The organism is Tabrizicola soli, from assembly GCF_015999335.1.
Classification (GTDB): domain Bacteria; phylum Pseudomonadota; class Alphaproteobacteria; order Rhodobacterales; family Rhodobacteraceae; genus Tabrizicola; species Tabrizicola soli.
Genome location: NZ_JAEACP010000007.1, coordinates 1 through 13,855, shown reverse-complemented (window position 1 = coordinate 13,855; position 13,855 = coordinate 1). Strand labels below are relative to the sequence as shown.

The following is a 13,855-nucleotide window of genomic DNA, read 5'->3' as shown; positions in this document are numbered from 1 at the left end:
ACGGGGCGCGACATGAAGGTTCTCTGGGCGGAACAGGCACTTCTGGCGGATGGCTGGGCGCAAGGCGTGCGACTTCGGATCGACGGCGGCGGTCGAATCGCCGAGGTCGCGGCCGGGGTGGAGCCGGAGGGCGAGCGCCATGCGATCCTGCTGCCGTCGCCCGCGAACCTGCACAGCCATGCTTTCCAGCGCGCCATGGCCGGGCTGACCGAGCGGCGCGGGCCGGATCCGCGCGACTCGTTCTGGACCTGGCGGCAGCTGATGTACCGCTTTCTCGACCGCCTGGACCCGGAGGATGTGGAGGCGATTGCCGCCTTCGTGCAGATGGAGATGCTGGAGGCGGGCTATGCCTGCAATGTCGAGTTCCATTACCTGCACCACCGCCCCGGCGGGGTGCCCTATGACGACCTGGCCGAGATGTCGGCCCGGATCGCGGCGGCGGCGCAGACCACGGGCATCGGACTGACGCTGCTGCCGGTGCTGTATCAGCATGGCGGCTGCGATGGCCGCGCGCTGGGGCCGGGCCAGATCCGCTTTGGCAACGATCCGGAGCGTTTCGCCCGGCTGATGGACGGCGCGCGGGCCGCGCTGGCGCCGCTGCCGTCGGACACGTTGCTTGGCGTCGCCCCGCACAGCCTGCGTGCGGTCTCCCCCGAGGCGCTGCGCGAGGTGGTCGGCCTGGGCGACGGGCCGATCCACATGCACCTGGCCGAACAGCTGGCCGAGGTCGAGGAGGTGAGCGCCGCGTGGGGGGCGCGGCCGGTGCGCTGGCTTCTGGACAATGCGGCGGTGGATCCGCGCTGGTGCCTGATCCACAGCACGCAGATGGAACCGGACGAGACCCTGGCGCTGGCGGCGACCGGGGCGGTGGCGGGGCTGTGCCCGATCACCGAATCCTCGCTGGGCGACGGTATCTTCGACGGGGTGCGCTGGCTGGGGGCCGGGGGGCGGTTCGGCATCGGCTCGGACAGCAACATCCGCATCGCGCTGTCCGAGGAGTTGCGGACGCTGGACTATTCGCAGCGGCTGCGGGATCGGTCGCGGGCGGCGCTGGCGCGGCCCGATGCCTCGACCGGGCGGGTGCTGTTCGAGGGCGCGGCGCGCGGCGGGGCGCAGGCGGCCGGGCGGGCCTCGGGCGCGATCGCGCCGGGGCTCTGGGCCGATCTTCTGGCGCTGGACGGGGCGGCGGTCGACCTGATCGGCAAGACCGGCGACACGATCCTGGACGCCTGGATCTTCGCGGGCGACGACCGGATGGTGCTGGATGTCTGGTCGGCGGGCCGCCATCTGGTGCAGGGCGGCCGCCACATCGCGCGCGAGGCGATCCGCGCCCGCTATGTCGGGACCCTGAGCCGGTTGAAGGACGCCTTGTGAGATGCCGGCTAGCCCCGCCTCGTGGCAGGCCATCCAGGCCGAGGTGCTGCATCGCATCCGCAGCCGGGAATGGCCGCCGGGCGGGTTGATCCAGAACGAGGCGGATCTGGCCGAACGCACGACCTGGATGCATGAGGTGCCGATCACCTGGCTGCGCCAGTTCCATGCGCCGGGCCACCGGCTGACGACCGGGATCTGACCTCAGCGCCGGGTGCCGGAGGGCCGGAATGCCGCCGCCTCTCGCCGCGCCCGGCCCCAGATCTGCGGCGATTCCCGGCGCGCGCCGGCATGGCCCGAGCACCGGAACACGCTTTCGGCCCGGGCTTCGGCCTCATCGAGGATCGCCTCCAGGTCGAGATGGGGGATGCGGCGCTGGTCCATCAGCACCTGGCCGTCGACGACGACCGTGTCCACATCCCCGGCCGCCGCGAAATGCGTCAGCCGGTTCACCGCCATGACCGGCGGCCAGAGATGCGGCTGCCGTCCGTCGACCAGGATGATGTCCGCCTTCTTGCCGGCCTCGATCGAGCCGATCTCGTCGCCGAGGCCGAGGGTACGGGCCGCGTCGATGGTGCACATCTCCAGCGCCTTGCCGTCCGGCAGGACGTTGGGATCGCGGAAATGGCGCCGGTGGTAGTGCAGCGCCTGGGCCATATGGCGGAACATGTCGAAGCCCCGGTCGGGCGCACCGGCGTCCGAGCCGAGGCAGACGGTGATGCCCGCCTCGATCAGTTCGGGCACCGGGCAGCGGCCGAGGATCGACATGATGGCGCTGGGATTGTGGATGATGGCGGCACCGCTGGCCTGAAGCGCGGTGAAATCGGCCCCGGTCAGATCGACCGAATGGCTGAGCGCGGCGCGGGGGGACAGAAGGCCGAGGTCATGGGCCAGGGCGATGGTCCCGCCGCGATGGCCGTCCTGGGTGAAAAGCGTCCCGCGCCGATCCTGCAGCGCGCGGATCGCGGCCGACATGCGCCGGATCTCGGGCCCGTCGCTTTCCATGTGCTCGGCCGAATAGACCGGCAGGATCAGGGCGACGCCGGTGCGCCGCGACAGGACCGCGTCGTGGCGGGTGATGAGTTCGTCGCAGACCGCCATCTGCTCGGCAAAGGAAACCGGCCGGCGCTCGGGTCCGAAGTGGCGCGGGAAGGGCAGGCGGCCGGGGCCGACCGCCATGATGGTGCGCAGGCCGGATTCGACGGTTGCGGCGGCATGGGCATCCCCGGCCTCGGTCGTGTCGGTGCGCATCACGTCGCCACCCCCGCCGAGGAGCGAGACGGCCGTGGTCACGCCCGCGCGCAGGCGTTCTGCCTGGGCCAGCCGCGCCTCGGCCCGCCAGAAGGCGGGGGTTGCGGCAAAGGCGTAGATGTCCTGGCAGATGCGGAACCAGAGTTCTCCGTCGCCATCCCCGGCGGCGCGGACGAGGCCGTGACCCGCGTGCGAATGGGCGTCGATCAGACCGGGCAGGGCGATCAGGCCGGGCCGGTCGATGACCTGCCGCGCGGCGGGAGGCTCTCCGGTGCCGACGGCGCCGATCCGGTCGCCGTCGATGGCGATCCAGCCGCCCTCGATCACTTGGCGGTCCGGGTCGAGGGTGACGATGCTGGCGCAACGCAAGAGGAGATCGTGGCTTGCGGGGGTGGTCATGCGAGAAGCTCCTTCAGGTCCAGGGTCGGCTCTTCGCCATTGTCGAGGTCGAGCTTGCGTTCGAGGTGGTCGATGTGGTCGTCCATCAGATGACGGGCGCGCGCGGCGTCGCGGGTGCGGATCGCGGCCACGATCTCGGCATGTTCGTCCGGCCCGCAGTCGGCCTGGCTGCGGCTTTGGTACATCGCCACGATCAGCGAAGTGCGCGACACCAGATCGCGCAGCACCTCGCCGAGGTAGGACGAGCCCGCGACCTCGCCGATCAAGAGGTGGAAGCCGCCCGAAAGGCGGATCGCGGCTCTTGTGTCGCCCTGCTGGCGAGCCTGGCGTTCCTGATCCACATGCGCCTGAAGCCGGTCGAGGACGGCCGGGGTCGCGATCTCGCACAGCCGGGCGGCGAGGGGGGCTTCGATGATGCGCCGGGCGAAGAAGATGTCGCGCGCCTCGTCGATCGAGGGCTGCGCGACGAAGGCCCCGCGATGCGGGACCAGCGTGACGAGGCCGTCGCGTTCGAGGGCGGTCAGCGCATGCCGGACGCGGGCGCGACTCGCCGAGAAGATCTCGGCCAGCTGCTCCTCCTTGAGGCGGGTGCCGGGGCGCAGCTTGCGCTCGGCAATCGATATCCAGAGCCGGTTGTAGATCTCGGTCTGCGGGGATTCGGCGGCTGGTCCGACATCGTACATCTTCGATATCCTCCTGTCCCTTCGCGATTTTCCCGATTGTCGAAGGCTATGCCAACAGCATTGCATGCACAAGGTAAAAAAATCGTAGACAATAATTGAAGTGTATGTATGCAATATGAGCATTGCTGGCATGCATGCAGGAAAAACCGGCCAGCGCACCACAGGGAGGTTTCCACATGCTTCGTCTTCTGATGATGTCCGCCGCCGCATCGGCGGTTCTGGCCGCCGGCGCCAGTGCCGAGACGCTGCGCTATGCCACGGCCCGCGATGTCTACGGGCTGGATCCGCATGGCGTCACCGACAGCTTCACCAACATCTTCACGCATCACATCTATGAGCCGCTGGTGCGCTATGACGCGGAGCTGAACATCGAGCCGGCGCTTGCGACCCGCTGGGAGGTGATCGAGCCGACGCGCGTGCGCTTCTTCCTGCGCGAGGGCGTGAAGTTCCACGAGGGGCAGGATCTGGACGCCGAGGACGTGGCGGTCTCGCTGATGCGGATGGTGAACGAGAAATCGCCGATGAAGGGCAACCTTCCCGGCCTGAAGGCGGTGGAGGTGGTCGATCCCTTGACCGTGGACCTGATCCTGGATGGCCCCTCGCCGATCCTGAACAACTACCTGACCAATGCCTTCATCATGGACAAGGGCTGGCTCGAGGAACACGACGCCGTCGCCCCCATCGACGCCAGCCAGGGCGAGGAAGGCTATACCACCAACAACGCGAACGGCACCGGCCCGTTCAAGCTGGAAAGCCGCCGCCCGGATGCGATGAACGTGCTGGTCGCCAACGAGGGCTGGTGGGACACGCCGGTGCACAACCTGACCCGGATCGAGCATACGCCCATCGCCTCGGACGCGACGCGGGTGGCGGCGCTCCTGTCGGGCGAGATCGACCTGATCGAGCCCGCGCCGCTGCAGGACGCCGCCCGGATCGAAGAGGCGGACGGCGTGCACATGCTGGAGAACGCCGGGCTGCGCACCATCCTTCTGGGGATCAACCATGGCGACACGCTGGTCGACGGCAATGTCGAGGGCAATCCGCTGAAGGATGTCCGCGTCCGCAAGGCGCTGACGCTGGCGATCAACATGGACCTGATCCGCGACAAGATCATGCGCGGCAAGTCGCGCAACACCGGATCGACGATCGCGCCGCAGGTCCGCGGCCATACCGACGCGCTGGACGCGCGTGCGCCCTATGACGTCGAGGCGGCCAAGGCGCTTCTGGCCGAGGCGGGCTATCCCGAGGGCTTCGCCTTCAACTTCAACTGCCCGAACGACCGCTACGTCAACGACGAGGCGATCTGCCAGGCCATCGCGGCGATGTGGGCCCAGGCCGGGCTGGAGCCGCGCCTGGTGACGGAACCGCGCCAGATGCACTTCCAGAAGGTCGACAACCACGCCGTCGACGTCTTCATGCTGGGCTGGGCGACGCTGCCGATGCTGGACGGGTTCTCGGTCCTGTCGGCCATGCTGGCGACGACGGAAGGCGAATACGGCACCTTCACCCCGGCCGGATATTCCAACCCGAAGGTGGACGAGCTGACCAAAGCCATCGCGACCGAGATGGACGGCGACAAGCGCAGCGCGATGATGGTCGAGGCGCTGGGGCTGGCCAAGGAGGATTACGTCTGGATCCCGCTGCACCAGCAGCCGATGTCCTGGGCGGCGCGCGATACGGTCGAGATCCCGCAGGCGGCCGATGACCTTGTGCGCCTGTGGTACGCCAGGGTGGCGAAGTGATCCGCCGGGGCGGGCAGCGGAATGCCCGCCCCATCCTTCGGTCCTGAGGCAGGGGAGATTTCGCCATGCTCGGATTTCTTGTTCGCCGCGTCATCCAGTCGGTCTTCGTGATGCTCGCGGTTGCGCTGATCGCCTTCCTGATGTTCCGTTTCATGGGCGACCCGGTGAACTCGATGGTCGCCGAGAATGCCAGCACCGAAGAGCGCGCGGCCGTGCGCGAGCGCCTCGGCCTCGACCAGCCGCTGTGGCTGCAATACGGCCGCTTCGTGGCCCGCGCGGCGCAGGGCGATTTCGGCCTTTCGTGGCGCAATGCCCGGCCGGTTTCGACCCTGCTTGCGGAACGCTTCCCCGCCACGGCCGAGCTTGTCCTGGTGGCGGCGGTCCTGTCGCTGGTGCTGGGGATCCCGCTGGGCATCCTGACCGCGCTGCGGCCGCGCAGCTTCCCGGCGCAGTCGCTGCAGCTGATCTCGCTGATCGGGATCTCGTTGCCGACCTTCGTGACCGGCATCCTGCTGATCCTGGTCTTCTCGGTCTGGCTGGGCTGGCTGCCCTCGTTCGGCAGGGGTGATGTCGTGGATATCGGCTGGTGGTCGACGGGCTTTTTCACCCTGGCCGGCCTGAAGGCGCTGATCCTGCCGTCGATCATGCTTTGCCTGTTCCAGCTGACGCTGATCATGCGCCTGGTGCGGGCCGAGATGCTGGAGGTCTTGCGGACCGACTATATCAAGTTCGCCCGTGCGCGCGGCCTCTCCAACCGCTCGATCCACTTCCGCCATGCGCTGAAGAACACGCTGATCCCGGTGATCACCATCTTCGGGCTGCAACTGGGCGGGCTGATCGCCTTTGCCATCGTCACCGAGACGGTGTTCCAGTGGCCCGGCATGGGGGCGCTCTTCATCCAGGCGGTCAGCTTCGGCGACGTTCCGGTGATGGCGGCCTATCTGGTGCTGGTCAGCCTGATCTTCGTCATCATCAACACCACGGTCGACCTGCTCTATGCGGTGCTCGACCCCCGCCTGCGCGTCGATGGCGCGCGCGGCGCGCATTGAGACCGGGGGATACCATGGCCATGCAAGCCCTTTCCCGCGCCTATTCCAGCGACCTTGCCTGGAGCTTCCGGCACTCCTGGACGGCGCGTATCTCGACCCTTCTGCTGGCGGTCCTGTTCCTTGCCGCCCTGCTGGCGCCGCTTCTGGCGACGCAGAACCCCTATGACATCTCGCAGCTGTTCCTGCTGGACAGCGAACTGCCGCCGGCCTGGGCCGAGGGGGGCGATCCGCGCTACTTCCTGGGCACCGACGAACAGGCGCGCGACGTCTATTCCTCGATCCTCTACGGGTTGCGGCTGTCGCTGATCGTGGGCTTTGCCAGCGTGGCGCTGGCGGGGGCCATCGGGATCTCGCTGGGGCTTCTGGGCGGGTTCATGGGCGGGATGGTCGATGGCGCGATCATGCGCGTCGCCGATATCCTCCTCAGCTTCCCGGCGATCCTGGTGGCGCTGCTGGTCAACGGGATCGCCCGGGGGATCCTGCCGCCCGACCGTCACGCCGATGCGGCGATCTGGGTGCTGATCCTGGCCATCGGGCTGACGAACTGGGTGCAATATGCCCGCACCGTCCGCGGGTCCACCATGGTCGAGCGGCAGAAGGAATATGTCCAGGCCGCGCGGATCAACGGGGTGTCGGGGATGGGCATCATGGTGCAGCACATCCTGCCGAACGTCCTTGGCCCGGTGCTGGTGATCGCGACGATCAACCTTGGCATGGCGGTGCTGACCGAGGCGACGCTCTCCTTCCTTGGCGTGGGGATGCCGACGACCCAGCCCTCGCTGGGGACGCTGATCCGGATCGGCAACGAATACCTGTTCTCCGGCATCTGGTGGGTGGTGATCTTCCCGTCGATCGTTCTTGTCGTGCTCGTCCTGGCGGTGAACCTGCTGGGCGACTGGCTGCGCGACGCCCTGAACCCCAGACTGAGGTAAGCGCGATGACCCTTCTGTCCGTCAAGAACCTGACCGTCGCCTTTTTCGGGCGCTCGGGCACCGTCAACGCCATCGAGGATGTAAGCCTGGAGCTTGAGCCGGGCGAGATCCTGGGGATGGTCGGCGAAAGCGGGGCCGGGAAATCGATGACCGGCGCCGCGATCATCGGGCTGATCGAGCCCCCCGGCCGGATCAGTGCCGGCGAGATCCGGCTGGAGGGCGAGCGGATCGACAACCTGCCGCCCGAAGCGATCCGCCGCATCCGGGGCCGCCGGATCGGGGCGATCTTCCAGGACCCGCTGACCAGTCTCAACCCGGTGCTGACCGTGGGCGAGCAGCTGATCGAGACGATCCGGACCCACCTGAAGCTGCCGCGCGAGGCCGCGCGCGCCCGTGCGATCGACTGGCTGCGCCGGGTCGGCATCCCGGCCCCCGAGGCGCGGATCGACACCTATCCGCACCAGTATTCCGGCGGCATGCGGCAGCGCGTCGTGATCGCGCTGGCCCTGTGCGCCGAGCCAAGGCTGGTCATCGCGGACGAGCCGACGACGGCGCTCGACGTCAGCGTGCAGGCCCAGGTCATCGCGCTTCTGCGCCAGCTTGCGCGGGAAACCGGGGTGGCCGTGATCCTGGTCACCCACGACATGGGCGTGATCGCCGAGACGGCGGACCGGGTGGCCGTCATGTATGCCGGGCGGATCGTCGAGGTCGGGCCGGTGGCCGAGGTGCTGCGCGCGCCGCGCCATCCCTATACCTCGGGGCTGATGGCCTCGATCCCGCGGATCGGACCGCGCCCGGAGGTCCTGCCGCAGATCGAGGGGGCGATGCCGCGCCCCCATGCCCGCCCGCCGGGTTGCGCCTTCGCGCCCCGCTGCCCGCACAGGTTCGTGCCCTGCACCGACGAGCGGCCGGAGCTGACCGGAACCCCGGTCCGGTCCGTCGCCTGCCACCTGACCACGGAGGTGCCCGCATGACCGCGCCCGAGCCCCTGCTGACCGTCTCCGGTCTGAAGAAGACCTTCGATCTGTCGCAGCCCTTCCTGAACCGCCTGCTTTCGGGGGGCGGCAGGCGTTTTGTCCATGCCGTGGACGGCGTGGATTTCACCATTCCGCGCGGCACGACGCTGTCGCTGGTCGGCGAATCCGGCTGCGGCAAGTCGACGGTGGCCAAGCTCCTCATGGGGCTGAGCCGACCCACCGCCGGCAGCATCCGTTTCGACGGGCACGAGCTTGCCGGAACCGTCGCGGGCGAGCCGCCCGCCGTGCGGCGCCAGATGCAGATGATCTTCCAGGACCCCTACGCCAGCCTCAATCCGCGCTGGCGCGTGGCGCGCATCATCGCCGAGCCGATGAAGAGCTTCGGCACCCATCCCGATCCCGCCGCGCGCCGCAGGGAGGTGGACCGCCTGCTGGAGTTCGTCGGGCTTTCGGCGGCGGATGGCGAGAAGTTCCCGCATGAATTCTCGGGCGGGCAGCGGCAGCGGATCTCGATTGCGCGGGCGATCTCGACCAAGCCGGAGTTCCTGGTCTGCGACGAGCCGACCTCGGCGCTGGATGTCTCGGTGCAGGCGCAGATCCTGAACCTGATGCGGTCGCTGCAGCGCGAGCTGGGACTGACCTACCTGTTCATCAGCCACGACCTTGCGGTGGTGAACTACATCTCGGACTGGATCGGGGTGATGTATCTGGGACGGCTGGTCGAGCTTGCGCCCGCCGACCGGATCTTCGCCGAACCGCAGCACCCCTATACGCGGCTTCTGCTGGAGACGGTGCCCGACATCTCGATGGCGCATCGGGATCAGGAGCGACCGGCAGGCGAGGTGCCGAACCCGATCACCCCGCCGCGCGGCTGCCATTTCCATCCGCGCTGCCCCCTGGCCAATGACCGCTGCCGCAGCGAGGTGCCGGAGTTCCTTGCCCGCGACGGTGCCCGGGTGCGCTGCCATGCGGTCGAGGAAGGCCGCATCGCTTCCTTCCCGATGCGAAAGGCCGGATGATGGAGTTCGATTTCACCCGGCTACCGGCCCCCGACCGCTATCGCCTGCTGACCAATTTCGTCGGCCCGCGCCCGATCGCGCTGGTCACGACCCGCTCCGAGGCGGGGCATGACAATGCCGCGCCGATGAGCTTCTTCAACGTCTTCTCGCAAGAGCCGCCGATCGTGATCCTGGGGGTCCAGACGCGCGCTGACGGGGCCGAGAAGGATACGGCCGTGAACATCCGCCGCACCGGGCAGTTCTGCGTCAACATGGTCGACATGGAACTTGCCGAGGCGATGATCCTGTGCGGCATCAACTTTGCCCGCGACATCGACGAGCCGGCGCTGGCGGGGCTGGAGATGCGGGACTGCCGCCGGATCGACGCCCGTTTCGTCCGCCGCTCGCCCTGCGCGATGGAATGCCGGGTCGACCGGATCATCGACTTTCCCCGCCGCGCGATCATCCTGGGCGAAGTGGTCGAGATGACGGTGCGCGACGACTGCCTGGACGCGCAGGGCCGCTATGTCGATCCCTCCGTCTACCAGCCGATCGCGCGGCTGCATGCCGACAACTACATCGTGGCCGACCGCCAGTTTGTGCTGCGCCCCCCGCCGCAGGCCAAGGCCTGGGAGGCCGGGCTCGATCTGCCGGTTGCGGGACGGGGAGTGATGGAACTCCAGCCGCCGGAGGGCGCATGACCGGGATCCTTTTGCGCAACATCCGTCCGCTGGGCGGCCCGCCGGTGGATCTGGCGATCCGGGACGGGCGCATCGGGGCCATGGGGGAAGGGCTTTCGGCCGACGGTCTGACGGTCGAGGAGGGGGACGGCGCCATCTGCGTGCCGGGGCTGGTCGAGGCGCATACCCATCTGGACAAGACGGTCATGGGCATGGGCTGGTATGCCAATGCCGTCGGCACCGATCTGCGCGCAATGATCGACAACGAGCGCGCGGAACGGCGCCGCCTTGGGCTCGACGTCTCCCGTCAGGCGATGCGCCATGCGCTGGCGCTGGTCGGCAATGGCACGACCCATGTCCGGACCCATGTCGATGTCGATACCGAGAACGGGCTGGATGGGCTGCGGGACGTCCTGTCGCTGCGGGACGCGCTGCGCGGGGTGCTCGACATCCAGGTCGTCGCCTTTCCGCAGTCCGGGCTGATGATCCGGCCCGGCACGGCCGAGCTTTTGGACCAGGCGATGGCAATGGGGGCCGATCTGGTCGGGGGCCTTGATCCCTGCGCCGTGGACCGGGATCCGAAGGGACACCTCGACACGGTCTTCGCGCTTGCCGACCGCCATGGCGCGGGGGTCGACATCCACCTGCACGAACCCGGCGAGATGGGCGCCTTCTCGCTGGAGCTGATCTGCGAGCGGACGCGCGCGCTCGGGATGGCGGGGAAGGTCACGGTCAGCCATGGCTTCTGCCTCGGGATGCCGGATGCGCGCCGGACCGGGGCGCTGATCGACGGGCTGGCCGAGCTGGCCATCGCGGTGATGACGACGGGGGCGCCTTCGCGCGAGGTGCCGTCGGTGCCGCGATTGCGGGCGCGCGGGATCAGGATGGGGGCGGGATGTGATGGCGTCCTGGACACCTGGAACCCGTGGAACCGGCCCGACATGCTGGACCGCGCCCGCATCGTCGCCCAGAAGAACAACATGCGCTCGGATGCGGATCTGGCGGCGGTGCTGGATCTGTGTTCCTCGGGCGGGGCGCTGGCCATCGGGGTCGGGGGCCATGGCCTGGCCCTTGGCGCGCCCGCCGACCTTGCGCTGTTGCCCGGAGAGACGCTGGCCGCCGCCGTGGCCCGGGGCGGGCCGGTCCTCATGACGCTGAAGCGCGGCGCGGTTACCGCGCGTCACGGCAAGGCATTGATGGAGGCCCCATGACCCTTTCGGCTTTGACCCTTGGGAAGCGGCCCTCCGGCCGGACCGCCCTGTCCGCGCGCTGGATCGTGGCGCATCAGGCGGCCGGGCACCGGCTGCTCGAGAATGGCGAGGTGGTGATCGAGGCCGATCGCATCGTCCATGTCGGCCCGCGCTTCGAAGGCGAGGTCGCGCGCCGGATCGATCTGGGTGAGGTTCTGATCTCGCCCGGATTGATCGACCTCGATGCGTTGTCGGATCTCGACACGACGACGCTGGGCGTGGACTGCGGCCCGGCCTGGGCCAAGGGACGGGTCTGGCCGGAAAGCTATGTCGCGCGCGGGCCCTACGAGATGTACACGCCCGAGGAGCTCGCCTTCCAGAAGCAGTTCAGCTTTGCGCAGCTTCTGTGCAACGGCATCACCTCGGCGCTGCCGATCGCCTCGCTGTTCTACCGCGAATGGGGCGAGACGGTGGCCGAGTTCGAGGCTGCGGCCGAGGCGGCCGGGGCGCTTGGGCTGCGGGTCTGGGTGGGAACGGCCTATCGTGCGGGCGGGATGGTCTGCACCGCGCCCGGCGTGCTCGAGCCGCGTTTCGACGAGGGCAGGGGCCTCTCCGGTCTTGCCGATGCCATCGCCTTCGTCGAGGCGCAGGCCGGGCGGTTCGGCGGGCTGGTCCAGGGGATGCTGGCCCCCGACCGGGTGGAGACCTGCACCGAGGCGCTGGTGCGGCGCACGATGGATGCCGCGCGCGACCTGGGCGTGCCGGTGCGGCTGCACATGGCGCAGGGCCGCATGGAGCGCGACACCGTCCAGGCCCTGCACGGCACCACCGCGCCGCAATGGCTGGCCGGGTTCGGGGCGCTGAACGACCGGCTGATCGCGCCGCATGCCGTCCATACCACCGAGGCCGACCTGGCGCTTTACGCCGACCATGGCGTCACGGTCGCACATTGCCCGCTGGTCTTTGCGCGGACGGGCGACATGCTGCGGTCCTTCGCGGGGTTGCGTCGGCGGGGAATCCGCATCGGCATGGGCACGGATACGGCCCCGCCCGATATGGTCCTGAACATGGCGGTGGCGGTGATGATGGCGCGGGCGGCGGGCGACGGGCTGACCGAGACCGCACCGGAGCACGTCTTCGACGCGGCCACCATCGGCGGGGCGGAGGCGCTGCATCGTCCCGACCTCGGCCGGCTGCGGCCCGGGGCCAAGGCCGACATCGCGGTCTTCGACATGGCGGATGCGCTGATGGCCCCCCGGGTCGATCCGATCCGCACGCTGATCCTGGGGGCGACGGGCCGCGTCACGCGGGCCGTGTTCGTGGACGGCCGCCTGTCGATGCGGGACGGACAGGTTGCCGGGATCGACATGGCCGAGGCCCGCCGCAGGGCGCAGGCGCAGTTCGACGGGCTGGTGTCGCGTTATCCCGACCGGACCTGGGGCCACCCGCCGGTGGCTGCGATCTTCCCCCCGGCCTATCCGGCCTGGACCCGGGAAGGCGATGGCTGACGCGCGGCGGCAGGCGAGCCCGGCCCGGGCGAGATGGGGAAGGGCGGTGATTCCAGAGGCTTATGAAGGATCCGGCTTCGGTAGCCGGCTTGCATGCCTGCTTTACTTGGCCGACGGCTCCCGGTTATTGTCTGATGACTGACAAGGGGGGCGCGGGCGGGCCAGGACAGGATGCTCACCACCAGACCATTCCAGCCGCACAGGAAGATGGCCGAGCAGATCCGCGATGCGGTCAGCAACGATATCCGCGCGCGGGGCCTGAAGGCGGGAGACCGGATCCCCACCGAAGCGGAGCTTTGCGCGGCCTTCGGCGTCTCGCGCCCGACGGTGCGCGAGGCCTTGCGCCTGCTGGAGCAGGAAAGGCTGATCGTGACCGAACATGGCCGGGGCCGCTTCGTGACCGCGGCGGCGGCGTTGCATGTCGCCCGGCCGATCACCGCCTATGAAAGCATCACCCGGATGCTCGTGTCGCTGGGCCATGATCCGAAGACCCGGGTGCTTTCGTCGCGTATCGCGCTTGCGGCCTCGGATCCGCAGGCGGCGCTGGCGCTGGGTCTGGCGCCGGGGGCCGAGGTCTTCGTGCTGGAACGGCTGCGCGAGGCGGGGGAGGAGGTTCTGGTCTATACCCAGGACGTGATCCCGATGGCGCTTCTGGCAGGCAGGCCGGTCGGGGCGGACCTGACGGGATCGGTCAACGAGCTTCTGGCGCGCGCCGGCCACAAGCCGGTGATGTCCAGCGCCAATGTCGCGGCGGCCTTCCTGCCGGCGGGCGTGCTGCAGGGCCCCGCGAATGACGAGCCCTGGCTTCTGGTGTCGGAAACCTGCCTGTCCGACAACGGCATCCCGGTGCTTTACGCCCGCGACTATCACCGCGGGTCGCTGATCTCGTTCAACTTCACGCGCCAGTGACGGCCGCGGTCGAGGCGGGAGTGCGCCCGCGATCCGGCGCTAGCTGTGAATTCTCAGGAGGTTGTTCACCCGAGGCGGGGTTAGGCTGCAATCGCCAAACTCCAGCCGAGGACCCCGCAGGATGAACAACCCGCACCAAGGTGCCCGCCTTACCGTCTACAGTCGA

Annotated in this window: 13 protein-coding genes; 11 read left to right on the top strand and 2 right to left on the bottom strand. The window is 69.0% G+C overall.

Features of this window, described 5'->3' with window-relative positions; translation table 11 throughout:
• The first annotated feature begins 12 nt into the window (after positions 1–12).
• Both I7S92_RS07505 and I7S92_RS07500 read left to right on the top strand, forming a co-directional pair.
• A complete protein-coding gene (locus I7S92_RS07505; RefSeq protein ID WP_197642880.1) occupies positions 13–1,374 on the top strand; it encodes a formimidoylglutamate deiminase in 1,362 nt (453 codons plus the stop codon).
• Position 1,375: 1 nt separating this feature from the next.
• A complete protein-coding gene (locus I7S92_RS07500) occupies positions 1,376–1,573 on the top strand; it encodes a hypothetical protein (protein WP_197642879.1) in 198 nt (65 codons plus the stop codon).
• A gap of 2 nt (positions 1,574–1,575) precedes the next feature.
• On the opposite strand, the gene I7S92_RS07495 is transcribed toward I7S92_RS07500, so the two are convergent.
• Complete coding sequence (locus I7S92_RS07495) at positions 1,576–3,021, bottom strand: amidohydrolase family protein (RefSeq protein ID WP_197642878.1); 1,446 nt, start codon at positions 3,019–3,021, stop codon at positions 1,576–1,578.
• Positions 3,018–3,704, bottom strand: a complete 687-nt coding sequence (locus I7S92_RS07490) for a GntR family transcriptional regulator (protein ID WP_197642877.1) — start codon at positions 3,702–3,704, stop codon at positions 3,018–3,020. The genes I7S92_RS07495 and I7S92_RS07490 overlap by 4 nt, the downstream gene beginning before the upstream one ends.
• A 176-nt stretch (positions 3,705–3,880) precedes the next feature.
• On the opposite strand from I7S92_RS07490, the gene I7S92_RS07485 reads away from it, so the two are divergent.
• The 9 genes from I7S92_RS07485 to I7S92_RS07445 all read left to right on the top strand — a co-directional run bounded on the left by I7S92_RS07485 (position 3,881) and on the right by I7S92_RS07445 (position 13,689).
• Positions 3,881–5,446: an ABC transporter substrate-binding protein gene (locus I7S92_RS07485; RefSeq protein WP_197642876.1), complete on the top strand. Its 1,566-nt coding sequence runs from the start codon at positions 3,881–3,883 to the stop codon at positions 5,444–5,446.
• A gap of 65 nt (positions 5,447–5,511) precedes the next feature.
• Entirely contained in the window at positions 5,512–6,495 is a 984-nt protein-coding gene (locus I7S92_RS07480; protein WP_197642875.1) for an ABC transporter permease, read from the top strand.
• Positions 6,496–6,509: 14 nt separating this feature from the next.
• The gene (locus I7S92_RS07475; RefSeq protein ID WP_197642874.1) at positions 6,510–7,427 is read left to right on the top strand and encodes an ABC transporter permease; all 918 of its coding nucleotides are present in this window, start codon (positions 6,510–6,512) and stop codon (positions 7,425–7,427) included.
• Between the two features lie 5 nt (positions 7,428–7,432).
• Positions 7,433–8,401 carry an ABC transporter ATP-binding protein gene (locus I7S92_RS07470; protein ID WP_197642873.1) on the top strand — a complete coding sequence of 323 codons (969 nt, stop codon included), beginning with the start codon at positions 7,433–7,435 and terminating at the stop codon, positions 8,399–8,401.
• Positions 8,398–9,423: an ABC transporter ATP-binding protein gene (locus I7S92_RS07465; protein ID WP_197642872.1), complete on the top strand. Its 1,026-nt coding sequence runs from the start codon at positions 8,398–8,400 to the stop codon at positions 9,421–9,423. The genes I7S92_RS07470 and I7S92_RS07465 overlap by 4 nt, the downstream gene beginning before the upstream one ends.
• The gene (locus I7S92_RS07460) at positions 9,420–10,103 is read left to right on the top strand and encodes a flavin reductase family protein (protein ID WP_242070120.1); all 684 of its coding nucleotides are present in this window, start codon (positions 9,420–9,422) and stop codon (positions 10,101–10,103) included. The genes I7S92_RS07465 and I7S92_RS07460 overlap by 4 nt, the downstream gene beginning before the upstream one ends.
• Positions 10,100–11,293: an amidohydrolase family protein gene (locus tag I7S92_RS07455; RefSeq protein ID WP_197642871.1), complete on the top strand. Its 1,194-nt coding sequence runs from the start codon at positions 10,100–10,102 to the stop codon at positions 11,291–11,293. The genes I7S92_RS07460 and I7S92_RS07455 overlap by 4 nt, the downstream gene beginning before the upstream one ends.
• The gene (locus tag I7S92_RS07450) at positions 11,290–12,780 is read left to right on the top strand and encodes a chlorohydrolase family protein (RefSeq protein ID WP_197642870.1); all 1,491 of its coding nucleotides are present in this window, start codon (positions 11,290–11,292) and stop codon (positions 12,778–12,780) included. Before I7S92_RS07455 ends, I7S92_RS07450 begins: the two co-directional genes overlap by 4 nt.
• 207 nt (positions 12,781–12,987) lie before the next feature.
• Positions 12,988–13,689 carry a GntR family transcriptional regulator gene (locus I7S92_RS07445; protein WP_197642869.1) on the top strand — a complete coding sequence of 234 codons (702 nt, stop codon included), beginning with the start codon at positions 12,988–12,990 and terminating at the stop codon, positions 13,687–13,689.
• The last annotated feature ends 166 nt before the right edge of the window (positions 13,690–13,855 follow it).

Bases quoted from the DNA above. Each gene is read 5' to 3' on its own strand.
- I7S92_RS07500 (WP_197642879.1), top strand. From the start codon at position 1,376: ATGCCGGCTAGCCCCGCCTCGTGGCAGGCCATCCAGGCCGAGGTGCTG.
- I7S92_RS07495 (WP_197642878.1), bottom strand. From the start codon at position 3,021: ATGACCACCCCCGCAAGCCACGATCTCCTCTTGCGTTGCGCCAGCATC.
- I7S92_RS07475 (WP_197642874.1), top strand. From the start codon at position 6,510: ATGGCCATGCAAGCCCTTTCCCGCGCCTATTCCAGCGACCTTGCCTGG.
- I7S92_RS07450 (WP_197642870.1), top strand. From the start codon at position 11,290: ATGACCCTTTCGGCTTTGACCCTTGGGAAGCGGCCCTCCGGCCGGACC.
- I7S92_RS07445 (WP_197642869.1), top strand. From the start codon at position 12,988: ATGGCCGAGCAGATCCGCGATGCGGTCAGCAACGATATCCGCGCGCGG.
- I7S92_RS07470 (WP_197642873.1), top strand. From the start codon at position 7,433: ATGACCCTTCTGTCCGTCAAGAACCTGACCGTCGCCTTTTTCGGGCGC.
- I7S92_RS07455 (WP_197642871.1), top strand. From the start codon at position 10,100: ATGACCGGGATCCTTTTGCGCAACATCCGTCCGCTGGGCGGCCCGCCG.
- I7S92_RS07480 (WP_197642875.1), top strand. From the start codon at position 5,512: ATGCTCGGATTTCTTGTTCGCCGCGTCATCCAGTCGGTCTTCGTGATG.
- I7S92_RS07485 (WP_197642876.1), top strand. From the start codon at position 3,881: ATGCTTCGTCTTCTGATGATGTCCGCCGCCGCATCGGCGGTTCTGGCC.
- I7S92_RS07460 (WP_242070120.1), top strand. From the start codon at position 9,420: ATGATGGAGTTCGATTTCACCCGGCTACCGGCCCCCGACCGCTATCGC.
- I7S92_RS07465 (WP_197642872.1), top strand. From the start codon at position 8,398: ATGACCGCGCCCGAGCCCCTGCTGACCGTCTCCGGTCTGAAGAAGACC.
- I7S92_RS07490 (WP_197642877.1), bottom strand. From the start codon at position 3,704: ATGTACGATGTCGGACCAGCCGCCGAATCCCCGCAGACCGAGATCTAC.
- I7S92_RS07505 (WP_197642880.1), top strand. From the start codon at position 13: ATGAAGGTTCTCTGGGCGGAACAGGCACTTCTGGCGGATGGCTGGGCG.